Raw genomic sequence first — 19,537 nt, 5'->3', positions numbered from 1 at the left:
GATCCGTGAGCGCTGAAGAGTACGACTACATCGTTGTGGGATCGGGCACCGCGGGCAGCGTGCTGGCCAACAGGCTCTCCGAGGACCCGGACGTGTCCGTCCTCGTCCTGGAGGCCGGCGGCTCCCGGATCCCGCCCGAGGTGGACGATCCGTCCTCCTGGTACAAGCTGCTCGGCGGGCCCGTGGACTGGGGCTACACCAGCACCCCGCAGCCCGGCCTGGGCGGCCGCCGTACGTACGAACCGCGCGGCAAGGCCCCGGGCGGCAGCAGCAACCTCTACATCATGATGCACATCCGGGGCCACGCCTCGGACTTCGACAACTGGGCCTACCAGGGCGCGGCCGGCTGGGCGTACGAGGACGTGCTCCCGTACTTCGCCCTGCTGGAGGGCCAGGAGGACGCCACCGCGGCCACCACCGGCACCCGGGGGCCGCAGCGGATCACGCACGCCGGGCGGCACAACCCCAACCCGGTCTCCCGCGCCTTCATCGACGCGGCCGTCGAGCTCGGGCACGAGGAGATCGCCGACTTCAACACCGACGGGCCGCGGCGCGGGCTGTTCGGCACCGGCTGGCACCACATCGACGTGGCCGACGGCCGCCGCCAGGGCGTCCTCGCCGCCTACCTGGAGCCCGCGCTCGACCGCTCCAACCTGACCCTGCGCACCAGCGCCCAGTCCAGCCGGCTGCTCTTCGACGGGGACACCTGCACGGGCGTCGAGTACGTCCAGCTCCAGGCCCCCGCCGCGCTTTCGGGCAGCGACGTTCCCGGCCGGACGGTCGCGGACGGCCACAGTGGCGCGGCCGCGCCAGGGTTGCAGACCGTACGCGCCCGCCGGGAGGTGATCGTGGCCGCCGGGGCGATCGAGTCCCCGAAGCTGCTGCTGCTCTCCGGCATCGGCCACCCGCACCAGCTGCGCGAGCACGGCATCGAGGTCACCGCGGCCCTGCCCGGGGTCGGCGAGAACTTCCACAACCACGTCCTGACCGGGCTGATGGCGGAGGTCACCCAGGAGCTGCCGCCGCCGGCGCAGAACCTGTCGGAGAGCGCTCTGTTCCTGTCCTCCCGGCCCGGGCTGCCCGCGCCGGACCTGCAGATCGCCTTCGTCCACGTCCCGTTCGACGTGATCGTCGGCCAGGACCACCCGAACACGGTGTCCATCCTGCCCGGTGTCGTACGGCCGGTCTCGCGCGGCTGGATCAAGCTGGCGAGCGCCGACCCGCTGGCCCATCCGCTGATCAACCCGAACTACCTGGGCGACCGGTGGGACCTGGAGCGGATGGTGCAGGGCGTCAAGATCGCCCGGGACATCTTCGCGACCTCCGCCTTCTCGCCCTGGTACAAGCAGGAGCTCCAGCCCGGTCCGGGCCACGCGAGCGACGACGACCTGCGCGCCTTCGTGAAGCAGAAGTCGGAGAGCTACCACCACCAGGCCGGCTCCTGCCGCATGGGCATCGACGACCTCGCAGTCGTCGACCCCGAGCTGCGGGTGCACGGCGTACGGAACCTGCGCGTCGTCGACGCGAGCGTGATGCCCGCGGTTCCGTCCGGCAACTGCCACACCGCCATCGCGATGATCGCCGAGCGCGCGGCGGACTTCCTGAAGGGGGTGTCCCGTGCCTGATGCCGTGCTGCGCGAGGGTGCGCTGAGCGGGACCCGGATCGCGGTCCTGGTCGAGAGCGACTTCTACGAGCCGGAGATCTTCTACTACCAGCACCGGTTCGCGGAGGAGGGCGCCGAGGTCGACTTCCTGACCCGGCTGTGGGGCAACGACTCCATCACCTTCTCCGGGCACGAGTACCGGGCGCCCTTCACCGCCGACAAGTCCCTGGAGGGGCTGAGCGACGACGATCTGCGCCGGTACGCGGCGATCATCGTGCCCTCGGGCATGGTGGCCGACCGGCTGCGCTACACCGAGGACGTGGACGTCCTCGCGCCGGCGACCGAGCTGCTGCGCCGGGCCTTCGAGGAGCCGACGGTCCTCAAGGGGATCATCTGCCACGGCATGTGGCTGGCCTCCTCGATCCCCGGCAAGATCCGCGGCCGCAAGGTGGTCTGCCACAACAACCTCATCGGCGACGTCCGCAACATGGGCGGCGAGTACGTCGACGCGGACGTGGTGGTCGACGGCGACCTGGTCACCGGCCGCACGGGCGCCCACCACCACCTCTTCGCCCGCCGGATCATCGAGCTGATCGCGGCCGGGCGGGGCCGGGGGGCCGTCCCCCAGCTACCGCTGGGAGGTGCCCCCAGATGACGGCCGGACTGCGCTGGTCGCACGTGGGCCTGAACTGCACGGACCAGAAGACCACCGAGGAGTTCTACACCCGGTACTTCGGCTTCACCCGGGCCCGGGTGGTCGACCTCGGGGAGACGCAGATCGTGTTCCTGCGCAAGGGGGACGCGTACCTGGAGCTCTTCGCGGTCGGCGCCGAACCGGCCCGCACGGCGCACGACGACGGGCCGCAGGCCCCGGGCCGGATGCGCCACCTGGCCTTCCAGACCGACGACGTGGACGCGTTCCTGGCGCAGCTGGGGGACGCGGCCGAAGTGACCCTGGGGCCGCTGGACTTCGACGACTTCATCTGCGGCTGGCGGACCGTGTGGGTCCGCGACCCGGACGGGGTGATCGTCGAGGTCAGCCAGGGATACGAGGACGACCCGACACACGACAAGGACGGTGCATGACATGGCGGACGCCGTGAGCTTCTCCTTCTCCGACACCATCGCCGGATACGTCGCCCGCTTCGACTCCGGGTCGCGCGTGCTGCGCCTGAAGACCTCCGACGGGCGCGAGTTCGACGTCTCGCTCGCCGGCGGCCCCAGCGCCGAGCTGGTCCGCAACCTGGAAGAGCCCTACATCGACGCCTCCGGGCACATCGACGAGATGCTCTCGCCGGGCCGGTTCCTCTTCGTCTACGGCGTCCACTACCCGGAGCAGGGCGGGCGTTTCGACGCCAAGCGCCTGGTGTTCCTGGGCCGCGGCGCCGAGGACTACCGCTTCGAGGAGCCCAGCTGGTGGATCAAGCAGATCGAATCGCTGGCCGACTTCTACAAGCGGGCGCAGTTCGGCGACGGGCCGGTGGACTTCACCGAGTACCGCACCGAGATCCGGCTCGGCGGTGACAAGACCGCCAGCCACGTCCAGGAGACCGACACGATCTCCCGCCTGGTCTACGGCATGGCCTCGGCCTACCTGCTGACCGGCAAGGACGAGTACCTGGAGGTCGCCGAGCGCGGCACCGAGTACCTGCGCAAGCACATGCGGGTCGTGGACAGCGAGGAGGACGTGGTCTTCTGGTACCACGGCATCAGCGTCGACGGGGACAGCGAACGCAAGCTGTTCACCTCGGAGTTCTCCGACGACTACGACGCCATCCCGATGTACGAGCAGATCTACGCGCTGGCCGGCCCCATCCAGACGTACCGCGTCACCGGTGACATCCGGATCAAGAACGACGCGGACGCCACCATCCGGCTGTTCGACAAGTTCTTCTTCGACCCGGAGCAGGGCGGCTACTACTCGCACATCGACCCGATCCTCTTCAGCGCCGACCACGAGTCCCTGGGCGAGAACGCCGAGCGCAAGAACTGGAACTCGGTCGGCGACCACGCGCCCGCGTACCTGATCAACCTGTACCTGGCGACCGGCGAGCAGAAGTACGCCGACTTCCTCGAATACACCTTCGACACCATCGCGGACAAGTTCCCGGACTACAAGAACAGCCCCTTCGTCCAGGAGCGCTTCTTCCGCGACTGGTCGCACGACAAGGCGCACAGCTGGCAGCAGGACCGCGCCGTGGTCGGCCACAACCTGAAGATCGCCTGGAACCTGATGCGGATGAACTCGCTGAAGGCCAAGCCGGCCTACGAGGAGCTCGCCAAGAAGATCGGCGAGATCATGCCGGCCGTCGGCAGCGACGTACAGCGCGGCGGCTGGTACGACGTCGTCGAGCGGATCAAGTCCGGTGACCAGGAGGCGTATCGATTCGCCTGGCACGACCGCAAGGCCTGGTGGCAGCAGGAGCAGGCCATCCTCGCCTACCTCATCCTGGGCGGCACCGTCGGCGGCGACGCCAACCTGCGCGAGGCCCGGCAGGCGCAGGCCTTCTACAACACCTTCTTCCTCGACCACGACGAGGGAGCCGTCTACTTCAACGTGCTCGCCAGCGGCACGCCGTACCTCCTCGGCACCGAGCGGCTCAAGGGCAGCCACTCGATGTCCATGTACCACTCGGCGGAGCTGTGCTACCTCGCCGCCGTCTACAACAACCTGCTCATAAACGGCCGGGAGATGGACTTCCACTTCCAGCCCGACCCGACCAACCTGCCCGACCGCGTCCTGCGCGTCTCGCCCGACCTGCTCCCGGCCGGCTCGGTGCGGATCGCGTCCGTGGAGATCGACGAGAAGCCGTACGAGGAGTTCGACGCGGACGAGCTGACCGTCCACCTCCCCGACGTCCAGGGGCGGGTCAAGGTCAAGGTCCGGCTCCGGCCCGTGACCAAGTAGTTCTCCAGGGGTCCGCGCGCTCAACGGGGGGCGCCCCAACCAGAGGGGAAAGCAAGCAATGACTCTCAACCTCAAGGAACGCCGCAACAAGACGGGCACCGTGCTCGTCGCCACCGGCGAGATCAACAGCGAGACATCCGGCTCGCTGCTCCAGACGCTGCTGCCGCTGGTCCGCGAAGGCAAGCCGCTGAAGATCGACCTCACCGCGGTCACCTACGTCTCCAGCGCCGGCCTGCGCACCCTGCTCGTCGTCTACCGCGAGGCCCAGCACGCCGACGTGGCCGTCACCCTCTACGGGGTGAGCGAGGAAGTCCGGTTCGTCATGTCGGCCACCGGGTTCCTCGACTTCTTCGAGACCGGCGAGGCGGCGGCCGCGGCCGCCAAGGCCAAGGCCAAGGCCGCGCGATGAGCGAGGCACAGTCCGAGCAGGTCCTGCGCGTCGACGCGTACCCGACCCACGAGGTGGGCGGATACCGCGTCCGCGCCGGCAAACCGTTCCCCTTCGGGGCCAACGTGGTCCCCGGCGGGGTCAGTTTCTCCGTCTTCTCCGACCAGGCCACCTCCATGACCCTGGTCATCTACAAGCGCGGAGAGCCCGAGCCGATGGCCGAACTGGAATTCCCCGAGGAATTCCGCACCGGCAGCGTCTTCGCCATGACGGTCTTCGGCCTCGACCACGAGAACATCGAGTACGGGTACCGGGCCGACGGCCCCTACGACCCGGTCACCGGGCACCGCTTCGACGCCCGCCAGGTCCTCTCCGACCCCTACGCCCGGCTGATCGCCGGCCGCGACGTGTGGGGCGTGGAGCCCGACCGCAGCCGCGGCTACCAGTACCGCTCCCGGGTCTGCCTCCAGGACTTCGACTGGGGCGACGACACCCCGCTGGGCATCCCCGCCGAGGACCTCGTCGTCTACGAGACCCACGTGCGCGGATTCACCCGGCACCCCTCCTCGCAGGTCACCGCCCCCGGCACCTTCGCGGGGCTGCGCGAGAAGATCCCGTACCTCAAGGAACTCGGGGTGAACTGCATCGAGCTGCTCCCCGTGTTCGAGTTCGACGAGAGCGACAACCCGCGCACCAACCCGGAGACGGGCGAGCAGCTCTTCGACTACTGGGGCTACAACACCGTCTCGTTCTTCGCGCCCAAGGCCGGCTACGCGGCCACCGGACGCTACGGGATGCAGGGCGACGAGTTCCGCACCCTCATCAAGGACCTGCACGCGGCCGGCATCGAGGTCATCCTCGACGTCGTCTTCAACCACACCGCCGAGGGCAACGAGCAGGGCCCGACGATCTCCTTCAAGGGGCTCGACAACGCCACCTACTACATGCTCACGCCCGAGGGCTACTACTTCAACTTCAGCGGCACCGGCAACACCGTCAACTGCAACCACCCCGTCGTGCGCAACTACGTGCTCGACTGCCTGCGCCACTGGGTCGCCGACTACCACGTCGACGGCTTCCGCTTCGACCTCGCGGCCATCCTCGGCCGGGCCCTGGACGGCACCCCGCTGCCCAACCCGCCGCTGCTGGAACTGCTCGCCTACGACCCCGTCCTGCGGCACACCAAGCTCATCGCCGAGGCCTGGGACGCCGGCGGACTCTACGAGGTCGGCAACTTCCCGGCGTACGGCCGCTGGGCGGAGTGGAACGGGAAGTACCGCGATACCGTACGCCGCTGGCTCAAGGGCGACTCCGGGGTCACCGGCGAGCTGGCCACGCGCATCGCCGGCTCCCCCGACCTCTACTCCAGCCGCGGCACCGCCGCCTCGGTCAACTTCCTGACCGCGCACGACGGCTTCACCCTCGCCGACCTGGTCTCCTACAACGACAAGCACAACGAGGCCAACGGCGAGAACAACAACGACGGCGCCAACGACAACAACAGCTGGAACTGCGGCGCCGAGGGCCCCACCGAGGATCCCGAGATCAACGCGCTGCGGACCCGGCAGATGAAGAACGCGATCGCCATCCTCTTCACCAGCCAGGGCATCCCGATGCTGCTGGCCGGCGACGAGGTCGCCCGGACACAGGCGGGCAACAACAACACGTACTGCCAGGACAACGAGCTCTCCTGGTTCGACTGGAGCCAGGTCGACGACAACGCCGAACTGCTCCGGTTCACACGGGAGATGATCGCCTTCCGCAAGCACCACCGCGAGCTGCGCTCCACCGCCCACCCCACCGGACAGGTCCGCGAGCACCTGGGCCTGCCCGACATCAGCTGGCACGGGGAACGGGCCTGGCAGCCCGACTGGTCGGACGAGAGCCGGCTACTGGCGGTGGCCCGCTGCGGCACCGGGGACGACGACGTGGTGTACGTGGCCATGAACTCGCACTGGGAGTCGCACGACCTGGAACTGCCCGCCCTGCCCGGCGGCCGGAGCTGGCACCTGTTCGCGGACACCGGCGCCGAGGCACCGCACGACATCCGCACCCCGGGTGCCGAGCAGGAACTGGACAACGCCGGGAAGTACCTGATCGGCCCGCGCTCGGTCGTGATCCTGGTGGGCCGCACCAACGATCCTGAGGAGACCTGACATGCCGCTTTCCGTGTCCCTGAGCATCGAGGGCGACACCACCGTGATCGAGCTGACCGGCGAACTGGACGCCAAGACCGCGCCCGACTTCCACCAGACCATCGAGAAGGCCGCCGGCCACGGCACCAGCACCGTCGAGATCAGGATGGCCGGCGTCGGCTACATGGCCAGCGCCGGACTGCGCTCCCTGGTCTTCGCCCAGCAGAAGGTCGCGAACCACGTCACCATCAAGGTGGTCGGTGCCATCGAGCCCGTGTCCCGGACCATCCGGACGGCCGGGCTCGACCGCAGCATCGTTCTCTCCGATGATTGAATCCTCCCCCTCGTAGACGAGAGGGATTCCTGGCTCACGCGGCTCGGTCGCTCAGCGAACGATTGAGTCTTACGCGATCAACGCCAGGCGGGTTGAAACCAGCCCGCATCTATGAAGTTGTGGAAGGAACTGCCATGCGGGCTTGGTTCTCGCTCCGCGAGACCACGTTATCACCCGACGGACGGTTGGTAATGACGGATGGTGACATGGTCGAACTGGCGAGGACGCCCTCCGTACTGGAGGTGCCCGCGACGGTGGGGGCACTGGGCGAGATCGCCGCGTTCGTCCTGCGGCTGGCCGGACGGGCGGGCCTGGACAAGGGCTCCGCCTACCGGATCCGGCTGGCCGTGGACGAACTGGCCACGAACATCGTGATGCACGGGTACCGGGGCGGCGACGGGCGGATCACCGTCCGCGGCCGCTCCGGCCCGGGCGGGGTGCAGATCACCCTCATGGACACCGCACCCGCCTTCGACCCCGTCGAAGGCCGCCTCCCGCCGGCCCCCGGGGTTCCCCCGCAGGACCGGCGGATCGGCGGCCTCGGCATCCACCTGGCGCTGACCAGCGTGGACGAGTTCACCTACGTGCACAGGGACGGCCGCAACATCAGCACGCTGACTGTGAAGGCCGAAGGGACTGAGGGGACGGACCCATGCCCTCCACGACCGTGATCATCCTCGACGAGTACCCGCCGCCGCCGCTCGAACTGCTCGACGCGCTGCGGATCATGGACGCGGAACTCGTCACCCGCACGCTGACGGAGCTCCGCGACGGACCGCAGGAGCTGCTGCCCGTCGCGGACGTGCTGCTCGCCCCGGCCGAGTCCGACGGGGAGTCCGTACGGCTCGCCGTACGCCGGCTGCGCCGCTGGGCCGGGGCCCCCATCGTGGTCGTCTGGACGGTGACCGAGTTCGCCGCCCTGGAGGAGCACGTCCGGATCGGCCACGACTACCTCGTACCGCCCTTCCTGCCCGCCCTCGTCGGGGCCCGGCTGCACAGCTGCTCGGAGCGCGCCGGACTCGGCCGCACCCTGCGCGAAGCGGACGCCCGCGCCGAACTCATGGGCTACGAGAAGGAACTGGAGATCGGCCGGGAGATCCAGGCCGGCTTCCTGCCCGAATCCCTGCCCGTCCCGGACGGCTGGGAGATCGACGTCCGCTTCCGGCCCGCACGCCAGGTCGCCGGGGACTTCTACGACGTCTTCGAGATCTCCCGCGGCCGCCGGCTCGCCTTCGTCGTCGCCGACGTCTGCGACAAGGGGGTCGGCGCCGCGCTCTTCATGGCGCTCATCCGCTCCCTGCTCCGGCACACCGCGGAGAACAGCGGCCTCCAGCACCTGGTGGCCGCCGGGCGCACCGGCGGCAGCCGGCGCGTCCCGGTCGTCGGCGCCACCCCACTGCTCAACGCGGTCACCGCGACCAACGGCTACCTCACCCGCAACCACCTGCGGCAGGGCTACTTCGCCACCCTGTTCTTCGGGGTGCTGGACCCGCTCACCGGCAGCCTGGTCTACATCAACGGCGGTCACAACCCGCCGCTGCTGCTGCGGGCCGACGGCAGCCGGCCCATCGCACTGGACGTCACCGGTCCCGCGGTCGGCGTACTGCCCGACTGCGTCTACACCCTGGGCTACGCCCAGCTCAACCACGGCGACACGCTCTTCGCCTACACCGACGGCGTACCCGAGGCCCGCTGCCCGAACGGCAGGTTCCTCGGAGACGAACGGATGCTGGAACTGCTCGCCGGCACCCCGGTGAGCGGCAAGGACGTGGTCGACCGGATGGACCTGGCGGTGCGCGAGCACACGGGCACCGCCGAACAGCACGACGACGTCACCATGCTGGCCCTGCACCGGCCACGTGCGGCGCGGGGGCCGCACGCGGACGGCACCGGCTATCGGGTGGTGGCCTGATGACCCGCACCATCGTCGTGCACTCGCACCGCGGTGGGACGGGCAAGTCCTCGGTCCTGGCGAACCTGGCGCTGCTGATCGCGGCCGAGGGGCGCCGGGTGGGAGTGGTGGACACCGACATCCAGTCACCCACCCTCGACCTGCTGTTCCGCCTCGGCCCCGGCCCCTCGCTGGCCGACTACCTGCTCGGCCGCTGCGAGATCGAGGCCGCCGCCCAGCAGGTGGCTCTGCCCGGGCTGTACGTCGTACCGGCCAGGACGGGCACCGCCGCCCTCCGGGAGATCATGACCAGCGGGTACGACGTCGGGCTGCTCCCGGAGGGCTTCGACCGGCTCGCCGAGCACTACGCGCTCGACGTGCTGCTGCTCGACACCCACGCCGGACTCAACAACGAGTCGGTGACCTCCATGGCGAGCGCCGACGTACTGATGATCATGGCGCGGGCCGACCGGATCGACCTCTCCGGAGTGGAGGAGACGATCGCCCTCGCCGGGCGCCTGGCCTGCCGGCGGACCCTGGTGCTGAGCATGGCACCCGAGGGGATCGACCCCGTGGAGGCACGGCGGCGCGCCGAGGACGTCTACGGCGCACCCCTGGCCGGAATCCTTCCGTACTCGCCGGAAATGGCGGCCCTGTACGGCGAACGCATATTCGCAGAAGCCCATCCCGACCACCCACTGGTCGATGAATTCCGCACCATCATCTCGGCGTTGGACGCACGTGACGAAGTATCGCGTGCCTGACGCCGCCCCCTTACGCCCCCTGCGCGGGGCCGTGTTGAATCGGCAGCGAATCCAGAACAAGGAGAGAATCATGAAGATTCTCGTCGTCATGACGGCCAAGGCCACGCTCCATCTGCTGGACGGCGAACAGCACCCCTCGGGATTCTGGGCCGAGGAATTCGTCGTTCCCTTCACGTTGTTCAAGGCCGCCGGCCACACCGTGGACGTGGCGACGATCGCCGGCCGGACGCCCACGGTCGACCAGACGAGCATCGACCCCCAGTTCCTGCAGTGGGTCCGCCCGCAGGGCTCGCCGGACGAGGACGCGGCCAACGCCGCCGAGTACGTCCGGGTCATCGAGAACACCCCGCAGCTGAAGGCCCCGATCGCCCTCGAAACGCTCACCGAGAAGGACATCGCCGACTGCGACGGCGTCTACGTCAGCGGCGGCCACGGAGCCATCGGCGACCTGCCGAAGTCCGACGAACTCGCCCAGATCCTGCGGTGGGTCATCGCCCAGGACAAGCCCCTCGCCACCGTCTGCCACGGCCACACCTCGCTGCTCGCCCTGCGCGACGGCGAAGGCCGCTGGCCCTTCGAGGGCTACCGGATGACGGCCTTCTCGCACAGCGAGGAACTGGTCACCAACATGGCCGGCCGGCTCCCGCTGATCCTCGAGGTCGAACTCACCCGCCTCGGCGCCCGCTACGAGAAGGCCGAAGCGATCTGGGACTCGCACGTGGTCGTGGACCGCAAGCTGACCACCGGCCAGAACCCGTACTCCTCCAAGGCCCTCGCGGAGACCTTCTTAACGCAGCTCGCGAAGGGCTAGTACCGCCCCGCATCCGACACGGAAGGCAGCCATGACCAAGCGCGCGCTCAGCGACCAGCCCTTGGCCAACCCCGGGAAGCTGTTCATCGGCGGCACATGGGTCTCGGCCCAGGACGGCCGTACCGAACCGGACATCAGCCCCGTGGACGGCCAGGAGATCGTGCCGGTGGCCCAGGCCACCGCAGCCGACGCGGACGCGGCCGTCGCCGCCGCCCGCAAGGCATACGAGGAAGGTCCGTGGAGCAGACTGTCCGCCCAGGAACGCGCGCTGCGGCTGAACCGGGTCGGTGAGCTCATCGAGCGTGACCTGGAGGAGATCGCCCTGCTGGAGACCGTGGACATGGGCAAGCCGTTCGCCTTCTCCAGCACGGTCGACGCCCCCATGGCCGCCCAGCTCATGCACTACTACGCCGGCGCCGTGACCCGCGTCGACGGCTCCTCGCGGGCCCCGGCCGGCGGGCAGCTGGCCTACACCCTGCGCGAACCGCTGGGCGTGGTCTGTGCCATCACCCCGTTCAACTTCCCCCTGCTGCTGTCGATGACGAAGATCGCACCGGCGCTGGCGGCGGGGAACACGGTGGTCCACAAGCCTTCCCCGGCCACCCCGCTCACCGCCCTGAAGATCGCCGAACTCTTCCAGGAGGCGGAGATCCCGGACGGCGTGCTGAACGTGATCACGGGTCCGGGCGTGGAACTGGGCGAGACCCTCACCGACCACCCGGACATCGACAAGATCGCCTTCACCGGATCCACCGCGGTCGGCCAGTCCATCATCCGCAAGGCGGCCGGCACCCTGAAGAAGGTGACGATGGAGCTCGGCGGCAAGTCCGCCAACATCGTCTTCGCCGACGCCGACCTCGACGCCGCCGAGGAACTCGCCTTCTTCGGCATCTACTACAACAAGGGCGAGATCTGCACCGCCGGCTCCCGCTTGCTGCTCCAGCGCCCCATCCACGACGAGCTGGTCGAGCGCCTGGTCCGGCGGGCCGCGGCCCTCAAGCCCGGCGACCCGCGCGACCCGGCGACCCTCTTCGGCCCGCTGGCCCACCGCGGCCAGTTCGAGAAGGTCAGCTCCTACATCGAGGTGGGCGAGAAGGAAGGCGCGATCCTGCGCACCGGCGGTACCGGGTGGACCCCCGAGGGCGCCTCCAGCCAGGGCCTCTACTTCCTGCCGACCGTCTTCACCGGCGTCGACAACGGCATGCGGATCGCCCAGGAGGAGATCTTCGGGCCGGTCCTGTCGATCATCCCCTTCGACACCGAGGAGGACGCCGTACGCATCGCCAACGACAGCGCGTACGGCCTCGCCGCCGGCGTCCACACCAAGGACCTGCGCCGCGCCCACCGCGTCGCCTCGCAGATCAAGGCCGGCACGGTCTGGGTCAACTGCTACAACCAGTACGACCCCTCCGTGCCGTACGGCGGCTACAAGGCCTCCGGCTACGGCCGCGAGTGCGGGCCCGAGTCCCTCGAGAGCTACACCCAGACCAAGTCGGTCTGGATCGGCATGGACTGAGACCGGCACGGCACCGGACCCCCTTCCCGAGGAGCGTCAATGCGGACAGGCATCATCGGCACCGGGCGGATCGGCACGGTCCTCGCGCGGATCCTCGTGGCGGCAGGCCACGAGGTCGTGCTCGCGGGCGCCCGGGGCCCGCAGACCCTCGGCCCGCTCGTGGCCGACCTGGGACCGGCCGCATCGGCGGCGCACCCCGCCGATGCGGCCGGCCGGGCCGACCTGCTGGTGCTGATGGTGCCCTTCCCGAGCGTGCGGGGGCTGCTCCCGCCGCACGTCGTACAGGACAAGGTGCTGGTGGACGCCACGAACGCGTTCGCCGGCGCCGGCGCCCCCGCCGACCTCGGCGGGCGCGGCTCCAGCGATCTGACCGCCGAGTGGTATCCCGGCGCCCAGGTCGTGAAATCCCTGAACACCATGCACTTCGAAACCCTCGCCGTCGCCGGCACCGCGAGCGGTGAGCGCCTCGCGCATTTCACGGCGGGCGACGACGGGAAATCGAAGGAAATCGTCGCGGGAATCATCACGGATCTCGGATTCGCACCCGTCGACACCGGTCCGCTGCACTCCGGGGGAATTCTCCAGCAGCCCGGCGGGCCCCTCTTCAACCGGCCGCTCACGGAAGCGCAGGCGCTGGCATGGATATCACACTGAACGTGAACGGAAGACCCGAGCAGTTCTCGGCGCAGCCCAACGAACTGCTCGTGGAACGACTCCGCGACGGCCTCGGTCTGACCGGTACCAAAGTCGGCTGCGACACCGGCCAGTGCGGCTCCTGCGTCGTCCGCCTCGACGGCCGCTCCGTGAAGAGCTGCCTGATCCTCACCGCCTCGGCCGCCGGCTCCGAAGTGGCCACCATCGAGGGCGTCACCACCGCGGGCGGCGAACTCTCCGGCCTCCAGGAGGCCCTGCGCCAGGAACACGGCACCCAGTGCGGGTTCTGCACCCCCGGCATGGTCATGGCCCTCGGCGAGCTCGTCGACTCCACCGCCGGCGGAGAGGCCCCCACCGAGCCCGAGATCCGCGAATGGCTCACCGGCAACCTGTGCCGCTGCACCGGCTACCACAGCGTCGTACGGGGGGTGCAGCGCGCCTGCGCCGCCGCGGCGGAGCCGCTCATCGACCCGGCGAGACAGGAGGTGTGAGGACATGACCGCAGTGACGGGGGAGCAGACGGCGCAGCCGCAGGAGTCACCGGCAACACCCGTGCCCGAACCCGAGCACACCGTGCTCGGACAGCCGCTCGACAGCCGGGAGGACCCGCAGCTGCTGCGCGGCGAGGCCACGTACGTCGCGGACATCGACCTGCCCGGCACCGCCCACATGGCCATCCTGGGCAGCCCGGTCGCCCACGCGAAGATCCTCTCCATCGAGACCAAGGCCGCGCAGCAGCTGCCGGGCGTCCTGAAGGTGGCCACCGCCGCCGACTTCACCGACGTCATGCCGCTGCCCTGCATCTGGATACCCGGCGGGGTCGAGAGCCACTTCCCGCCCCACCCCTACGGACTTCCCGGCGCCCGCCCGGTCCTGACCGGCGACACCGTCCGCCACGTCGGCGACCCCATCGCCGTGGTCGTCGCCGAGACCCCGCGCCAGGCCGCCGCCGCGCTGGCCGCCATCGCCGTCGAGTACGAGCCGCTGCCCGTGGTCACCCGGGCCGACGAAGCGCTCGCCGACGGCGCGCCCCAGCTGCACGAGGCCGTCCCGGGCAACCTGAACGCGTACTGGACCTGCGGCGACAAGGACCGCACCGACGCGGCCATCGCCGAGGCCGAGGTCACGGTCGAGCTCGACCTCGTCAACCAGCGCACCATCAACAGCCCCATCGAGCCCCGCGGCGCGGTCGGCGACTACCACGCCGCCACCGGCGAGTACACGCTCTACGCCTCCACCCAGGGCCCGCACAACCACCGGTTCCTGCTCTCCGCACTGGTCCTCGGCATCCCCTTCAACAAGCTCCGGGTGATCGCCCCGACCGTCGGCGGCAGCTTCGGCACCAAGGGCTACCTGTACCCCGACATGGCGCTGGTCCTCCTGCTCTCCAAGGAGCTGGGCCGGCCCGTGAAATGGGTGGACACCCGCACCGGGCTGATGAACTCCACCGTCCAGGGCCGCGACCACCGCCAGCACGTCACGCTCGCCGGCACCCGCGACGGCCGCATCACCGCCGTGCGCGCCACCAGCTACGCCAACCTCGGCGCGTACCCCTCCACCATCGGCCCCGGTGTCGCCACCGCCCTGATGGGCCGCTCCATCAGTGGCATGTACGACATCCCCGCCGCCTTCTGCGAGGTCTACGCCGCCTTCACCAACACCGTCTCGCTCGGCGCCCAGCGCGGCAGCGGGCGCGCCGAGGCCGCCTTCCTCATGGAGCGCCTCGTCGACCGGTACGCCTCCGAGATCGGCATGGACCCGGCGGCGGTGCGGCGCAAGAACCTGGTGCCGAAGGAGAAGTTCCCGTACGACAACGGTCTGGGCTGGACCTACGACTCCGGGAACTACCGGCTGAACTTCGACAAGGCCATCGAGCTGTCCGGCTACGCCGACATGCCCGCCCGCAAGGCCGAGGCCCGCACCCGCGGCAAGCGGCTCGGCGTCGGCCTCGCCACCTACGTCGCGATCTGCGGGGTCGGCCCCTCCACCCGGATGTCCCAGGAGGGCATGCTCGGCGGCACGTGGGAGAGCGCCAACATCCGCGTCCACCCGACCGGCGAGGTCACCGTCACCGTCGGCTCCGCCTCCACCGGCCAGAGCCACGGCACCGTCTTCGCGCAGGTCGCCGCCGACGAGCTCGGCATCGACCCGGCCCAGGTCCAGGTGTACGAGGGCGACACCCTCAAGGCCCCCTACGGGCAGGGCACCTACGGCTCGCGCTCCTACAGCATGGCCGCGCCCGCCGTCGCCCTCACCGCCCGGAAGATCAAGGCCAAGCTGGTCAAGGCCGCCGCCGTCTTCCTGAACATCCCCGAGGACAAGGTCGTCTACTCCGGCGGCAAGGCCTACGAAGAGGGCAACGAGGAGAACACCAAGACCTTCGCCGAGCTGGCGATGGGCATGTGGTACGGCTGGGGCCTGCCCCCGGAGATCGAGCCCGCCCTCGACGAGACCACCCACTTCGACCCGCCGGACTTCAACTACCCCTTCGGCACGCACGTGGCCGTCGTCGAGATCGACGAACTCACCGGCGAGACCGAGGTGGTGGCCTACACCGCCGTCGACGACGCCGGGAACATCGGCAACCCGAAGGTGGTCCTCGGCCAGATCGAGGGCAGCATCGTGCACGGCCTCGGCCAGGCGCTGATGGAGGCCGCCGAATACGACGAGGACGGACTCCTCGTCACCTCCGACCTCACCACCTACGCCCTGCCGCGCGCCGCCGACGTGCCGTTCTTCGCGCTCGACAAGACCGTCACGCCCAGCCCGCACAACCCGCTCGGCGCCAAGGGCGCCGGCGAGATCGCCACCGTCCCGCCCGCCGCGGCGGTCGTCAACGCCGTCGTCGACGCCCTGTCCGACCTGGGCGTGCAGCACATCGACATGCCGGTCACGCCCGAGAAGGTCTGGCGCCGCCTGCGAGGAGAAGCGCAGTGATCCTCACCGAGTTCGACTACGTCCGGCCCGTCGGCCTCGACGAGGCGCTGACCCTGCTCTCCGGGACGCGCGGCGCCCGGGTGCTCGCCGGCGGGCAGTCCCTGCTGCCCGACCTGCGGTCCGGCGCCGACCGGGCCGACCTGCTGGTCGACGTACGGCACCTGGAGGAGCTCCGCGGCATCGGCCGTACCGCCGACGGCATCCGGATCGGCGCGCTCACCACGCTCGCCGAGCTCGCCGCCGACCCGCTGGTCCTCGACCGGGCGCCCGAGCTGGCCGCGGCCGCCCGCGCCAACGGAGACCCCCAGGTCCGCAACCTGGGCACCGTCGGCGGCAACCTCTCCGCCGGCGGACGCGCCACCGACCTGCCGGTCGCCGCGATCGCCGCCGACGCGGTGGTCGAACTGGCCGGCCCCGCCGGGCGCGGCACCGTACCGGCGGAGGAGCTCGCGGCCTCCGGCGTGCCGGCCGGAGCCGTGGTCACCGCACTGCTGGTGCCCGCCGCCGGAGGCGCCGCCGCCTTCGAGAAGACCGCCGACCGGGCCACCCGCTACCCGGTGTGCGCCACCGCCGTACGGGTCACCCCGGGCGGGCCGCGCATCGCCGTCACCGGGGCCACCGCCCGCCCGCTGCGGCTGCGCGGGGTCGAAGACCGGCTGCGCGGGGGCCCGTACACCACCGACGCCGTGCTCGCCGCCTTCCGCGCCGAGCCCCGGGAGCTGTTCGTCCCCGGGCGCGGCACTTCGGCCGAGTACCTCGGCCACCTGGCGGGGGTGCTCACGGCCCGCGCACTGGCGAGGGCCCAGGCCCTCGCCTGACCGTCCACCACGGGGGAGTTGATCAAGCAGTGGCCGACACATCCAAGACGACCACCACGGGAGTTGCCGTGCACCCAGCCGCCACAGCGGCCAGTGCACCCAGAGGGTCCGGCTTCTGGGTGGTGGGCGCGGTCCTTGTCCTGCTGATGCTCTCCTCCTCCGTGCCCTCCGCCCTCTACGTGCTCTACCAGGAGAAGTGGGGGCTGTCCTCCGGCATCATCACGGTGGTCTTCGCCCTGTACGCCGTCACCGTGCTCGCCGGGCTCCTGCTCTTCGGGTCCCTGTCCGACACCCTGGGCCGGCGCCCGGTCCTGGGGGCCGGGCTGGTCCTCGCGATCGTCTCCATGGGGCTCTTCGCCGGGGCCCAGGGGCTCGGGCTGCTCCTGGCCGCCCGCGCCGTCCAAGGGCTCGCCGTCGGCCTCGCCACCGGGGCCATGGGCGCCGCCCTGCTGGAACTCGCCCCGCGCACCCGGCCCGCGCTCGGTGCCCAGGTCAACAGCGCCGGGCCGACCGTGGGGATCGGGCTCGGCGGCATCGGCGCCGGACTGCTCGTGCAGTACGCGCCCGCCCCGACCGTCCTGAGCTACCTGCTGCTGGTCGGGGCCTTCGCCGTGACCCTGGTGGGCGTGGTCCGGATGCGGGAGAGCGCCCCGGGCGCGGGTGGCCGCTTCCGGGTGGCCCCGCACCGGATCCACGTGCCCGCCGGCGCCCGCGGCCGCTTCGCCGTCCTGGTCCTGACCATCGTCGCCGTCTGGTCGGTGGGCGGCTTCTACCTCTCGCTGGGCCCGCATCTGGCCCTCTCCCTGCTCCGGTCCACCAACTACCTCGTCGGCGGGGCCACCGTCGCCCTGCTCGCCGGGGCCGCCACCGCCGCCCAGCTGGTGCTCGGCCGCACCGAGGCCCTGCGCACCGCCGTCCTGGGCCTGCTGGGGCTGCTCGCCGGGCTCGCACTGGTCCTGCTCGCGCTGGGAGTGGGCTCGGCCGCCGTGTTCCTGGTGGCCACCGCCGTCCTCGGCAGCGGCTGGGGCGCCGCTTTCCTCGGCTCCTTCCGTGCGCTGAGCACCCTCGCCGACCCGGCGCACCGCGGCGAGCTGACCGCCGCCGTCTACGTCTTCGCGTACCTCGCGATGAGCGTGCCGGCGGTCCTCGCCGGCATGCTGACCAACATCCACGGGCTGCACCGCACCTCGGTCGGCTTCATGGCCGCCGTCGCGGGGGTGTGCGCGCTGGCCCTGCTGGTCACCCTGCGGCTGGCCGCCCGCACCCGGGCCGAGGGGAGCACCGCGTGATCGCCCCTGAACTGAGGTCCGCGCTGCGCGGGCTGGAGGTCTTCGCCGGGATCACCGAGGAACAGCTGGACTGGCTGGTCTCGGTCTCCGAGCCCCGGGTCCTCGCCGACGGGGAGATCCTCTTCCGGGACGGCGAGGAGGCCACCGGCTTCCACGTCCTGCTCTCGGGCGGGCTGGTCGTCACCAAGGTCGTCGACGGCCGGGAGGAGGTCCTCACCCGGCACTCCACCGAGGAGGAGAGCGCCGCCGCCGAGGACCACGACGGCAAACCGTCGGCCGCCCACCGGTTCACCGGCGAACTGCCGCTGCTGACCGAGGGCGCGTACGTGGCCACCGCGTCCGCGAGCGGGCCGTCGACCACCGTCGTCGCCTATCCGAAGCCGGTGTTCTTCGAGATGCTGACCCGCTGCCACGGGGTGGCGGCCGTACTGATCCCCGTACTGGCCTGGCGGATCAAGTCCTCCGAGGTGCAGGCCCGCAAACGGGCCACCGTGGAGGCGCTGGGTACCCTGGCCGCCGGACTGGCCCACGAGCTCAACAACCCGGCGGCCGCCGTGGCCCGGGCCGCGCAGGAGCTGGCCCCCGCCCTGGACCGGCTCACCCGCACCGCCCAGGCGTGGGGGGCCGCCGCCACGGGTGCGGAACGCTCCGTGTTCGACCGGCTCGCCGACGAACTGGACAAGCTGCCGCCGCCGGCGACCACCGACCCGCTCGCCCAGGCCGATGCCGAGGAGGAGATCACCGACTGGGCCGAGGAGGCCGGCGCCGAACGGCCCGGCCTGCTCGGATCGGGCGTGTCCGACCTCGGGCTGGAGCTCGGCTGGCTGCTGGAGCGGCTGGAGGGCGTCGGAGAACCGGCCCTCGCACCCGCCCTGGACCACCTGGCGGCCCTCCTGGAGATCCGCTCCCTCGCCGCCGAGCTGCGGGCGGCCGGCCCGCGCATCTCCCAACTCGTCTCCGCGACCCGGGATTACGCCAATCTCGACCGGGCCCCCGAACAGCGCTTCCCGGTGACCGACGGACTGGAGAACACGCTGGTCGTGCTGCGCTCCAAGCTCACCGGGATCAGCATCGTCCGTGCGTACGAGCCCGACCTGCCCGAACTGACGGGCTATCCGAGCGAGTTGAACCAGGTGTGGACCAACCTGGTCGACAACGCCGCCGAGGCGATGGAGGGCTCCGGCGTCCTGACGCTGCGCGCCCGCGCCGAGGGCGCCTGCATGGTCGTGGAGATCACCGACACCGGCCGCGGCATCCCGGAGGACTCCCTGCCGCGCATCTTCGAACCCTTCTACACCACCAAGGACGTGGGCAAGGGAACGGGCCTGGGGCTGCACCTCAGCTACCGCATCGTGACCCAGCGGCACCACGGGTCGATCACCGCCCGCTCGCGGCCGGGGGAGACCCGGATGGTCGTCCGGCTGCCCTTCACGGGCAGCACCCAAGGCTGCGCCTCATCTGCCGAAGCACCAACCTCCACCAGTTGAA

The 19,537-nt window shown here is 70.7% G+C and carries 18 protein-coding genes; all 18 read left to right on the top strand.

Annotation, left to right across the window (positions count from 1 at the left end):
• Positions 1-5 precede the first annotated feature (5 nt).
• A complete protein-coding gene (locus tag ACGFYU_RS19715) occupies positions 6-1,625 on the top strand; it encodes a GMC family oxidoreductase (protein WP_393828570.1) in 1,620 nt (539 codons plus the stop codon).
• Positions 1,618-2,259 carry a DJ-1/PfpI family protein gene (locus ACGFYU_RS19710; protein ID WP_393828569.1) on the top strand — a complete coding sequence of 214 codons (642 nt, stop codon included), beginning with the start codon at positions 1,618-1,620 and terminating at the stop codon, positions 2,257-2,259. The genes ACGFYU_RS19715 and ACGFYU_RS19710 overlap by 8 nt, the downstream gene beginning before the upstream one ends.
• Positions 2,256-2,690, top strand: coding sequence for a VOC family protein (locus tag ACGFYU_RS19705; protein ID WP_393828568.1), 435 nt, complete (start codon positions 2,256-2,258; stop codon positions 2,688-2,690). The genes ACGFYU_RS19710 and ACGFYU_RS19705 overlap by 4 nt, the downstream gene beginning before the upstream one ends.
• 1 nt (position 2,691) lies before the next feature.
• Positions 2,692-4,512, top strand: coding sequence for an AGE family epimerase/isomerase (locus tag ACGFYU_RS19700; RefSeq protein ID WP_393828567.1), 1,821 nt, complete (start codon positions 2,692-2,694; stop codon positions 4,510-4,512).
• A gap of 58 nt (positions 4,513-4,570) precedes the next feature.
• A complete protein-coding gene (locus ACGFYU_RS19695) occupies positions 4,571-4,921 on the top strand; it encodes an STAS domain-containing protein (RefSeq protein ID WP_393828566.1) in 351 nt (116 codons plus the stop codon).
• Complete coding sequence (gene glgX / locus ACGFYU_RS19690) at positions 4,918-7,056, top strand: glycogen debranching protein GlgX (RefSeq protein WP_393828565.1); 2,139 nt, start codon at positions 4,918-4,920, stop codon at positions 7,054-7,056. Before ACGFYU_RS19695 ends, glgX begins: the two co-directional genes overlap by 4 nt.
• Before the next feature lies 1 nt (position 7,057).
• Positions 7,058-7,369, top strand: coding sequence for an STAS domain-containing protein (locus ACGFYU_RS19685; RefSeq protein WP_393828564.1), 312 nt, complete (start codon positions 7,058-7,060; stop codon positions 7,367-7,369).
• 191 nt (positions 7,370-7,560) lie between these two features.
• Positions 7,561-8,040 (top strand): ATP-binding protein, encoded by a 480-nt coding sequence (locus ACGFYU_RS19680; RefSeq protein WP_393828563.1) that lies wholly within the window; start codon positions 7,561-7,563, stop codon positions 8,038-8,040.
• Complete coding sequence (locus ACGFYU_RS19675; protein ID WP_393828562.1) at positions 8,022-9,281, top strand: PP2C family protein-serine/threonine phosphatase; 1,260 nt, start codon at positions 8,022-8,024, stop codon at positions 9,279-9,281. The genes ACGFYU_RS19680 and ACGFYU_RS19675 overlap by 19 nt, the downstream gene beginning before the upstream one ends.
• Positions 9,281-10,024 (top strand): AAA family ATPase, encoded by a 744-nt coding sequence (locus ACGFYU_RS19670; protein ID WP_393828561.1) that lies wholly within the window; start codon positions 9,281-9,283, stop codon positions 10,022-10,024. The genes ACGFYU_RS19675 and ACGFYU_RS19670 overlap by 1 nt, the downstream gene beginning before the upstream one ends.
• Before the next feature lie 70 nt (positions 10,025-10,094).
• Entirely contained in the window at positions 10,095-10,835 is a 741-nt protein-coding gene (locus tag ACGFYU_RS19665; protein WP_393828560.1) for a type 1 glutamine amidotransferase domain-containing protein, read from the top strand.
• Positions 10,836-10,866: 31 nt separating this feature from the next.
• Entirely contained in the window at positions 10,867-12,351 is a 1,485-nt protein-coding gene (locus ACGFYU_RS19660; RefSeq protein ID WP_393828559.1) for an aldehyde dehydrogenase family protein, read from the top strand.
• A gap of 39 nt (positions 12,352-12,390) precedes the next feature.
• Entirely contained in the window at positions 12,391-13,005 is a 615-nt protein-coding gene (locus ACGFYU_RS19655; protein WP_393828558.1) for an NADPH-dependent F420 reductase, read from the top strand.
• A 2-nt stretch (positions 13,006-13,007) separates the two neighbouring features.
• Positions 13,008-13,496, top strand: coding sequence for a (2Fe-2S)-binding protein (locus ACGFYU_RS19650; protein ID WP_393828557.1), 489 nt, complete (start codon positions 13,008-13,010; stop codon positions 13,494-13,496).
• 4 nt (positions 13,497-13,500) lie between these two features.
• Complete coding sequence (locus ACGFYU_RS19645) at positions 13,501-15,942, top strand: xanthine dehydrogenase family protein molybdopterin-binding subunit (RefSeq protein ID WP_393828556.1); 2,442 nt, start codon at positions 13,501-13,503, stop codon at positions 15,940-15,942.
• On the top strand, positions 15,939-16,760 hold the full coding sequence (locus ACGFYU_RS19640) for an FAD binding domain-containing protein (RefSeq protein ID WP_393828555.1): 822 nt from the start codon (positions 15,939-15,941) through the stop codon (positions 16,758-16,760). The genes ACGFYU_RS19645 and ACGFYU_RS19640 overlap by 4 nt, the downstream gene beginning before the upstream one ends.
• Before the next feature lie 29 nt (positions 16,761-16,789).
• Complete coding sequence (locus ACGFYU_RS19635) at positions 16,790-18,049, top strand: MFS transporter (RefSeq protein ID WP_393828554.1); 1,260 nt, start codon at positions 16,790-16,792, stop codon at positions 18,047-18,049.
• Positions 18,046-19,536: an ATP-binding protein gene (locus tag ACGFYU_RS19630; RefSeq protein ID WP_393828553.1), complete on the top strand. Its 1,491-nt coding sequence runs from the start codon at positions 18,046-18,048 to the stop codon at positions 19,534-19,536. The genes ACGFYU_RS19635 and ACGFYU_RS19630 overlap by 4 nt, the downstream gene beginning before the upstream one ends.
• Position 19,537: the final 1 nt, after the last annotated feature.

The organism is Streptomyces sp. NPDC048337 (genome assembly GCF_043201175.1).
In the GTDB taxonomy this organism is placed as follows: Bacteria; Actinomycetota; Actinomycetes; order Streptomycetales; family Streptomycetaceae; genus Streptomyces.
This window is presented reverse-complemented; position numbering and strand designations above follow the sequence as displayed.

Bases quoted from the DNA above. Each gene is read 5' to 3' on its own strand.
- ACGFYU_RS19700 (WP_393828567.1), top strand. From the start codon at position 2,692: ATGGCGGACGCCGTGAGCTTCTCCTTCTCCGACACCATCGCCGGATAC.
- ACGFYU_RS19665 (WP_393828560.1), top strand. From the start codon at position 10,095: ATGAAGATTCTCGTCGTCATGACGGCCAAGGCCACGCTCCATCTGCTG.
- glgX (WP_393828565.1), top strand. From the start codon at position 4,918: ATGAGCGAGGCACAGTCCGAGCAGGTCCTGCGCGTCGACGCGTACCCG.
- ACGFYU_RS19685 (WP_393828564.1), top strand. From the start codon at position 7,058: ATGCCGCTTTCCGTGTCCCTGAGCATCGAGGGCGACACCACCGTGATC.
- ACGFYU_RS19680 (WP_393828563.1), top strand. From the start codon at position 7,561: ATGACGGATGGTGACATGGTCGAACTGGCGAGGACGCCCTCCGTACTG.
- ACGFYU_RS19670 (WP_393828561.1), top strand. From the start codon at position 9,281: ATGACCCGCACCATCGTCGTGCACTCGCACCGCGGTGGGACGGGCAAG.
- ACGFYU_RS19675 (WP_393828562.1), top strand. From the start codon at position 8,022: ATGCCCTCCACGACCGTGATCATCCTCGACGAGTACCCGCCGCCGCCG.
- ACGFYU_RS19705 (WP_393828568.1), top strand. From the start codon at position 2,256: ATGACGGCCGGACTGCGCTGGTCGCACGTGGGCCTGAACTGCACGGAC.
- ACGFYU_RS19695 (WP_393828566.1), top strand. From the start codon at position 4,571: ATGACTCTCAACCTCAAGGAACGCCGCAACAAGACGGGCACCGTGCTC.
- ACGFYU_RS19655 (WP_393828558.1), top strand. From the start codon at position 12,391: ATGCGGACAGGCATCATCGGCACCGGGCGGATCGGCACGGTCCTCGCG.
- ACGFYU_RS19660 (WP_393828559.1), top strand. From the start codon at position 10,867: ATGACCAAGCGCGCGCTCAGCGACCAGCCCTTGGCCAACCCCGGGAAG.
- ACGFYU_RS19645 (WP_393828556.1), top strand. From the start codon at position 13,501: ATGACCGCAGTGACGGGGGAGCAGACGGCGCAGCCGCAGGAGTCACCG.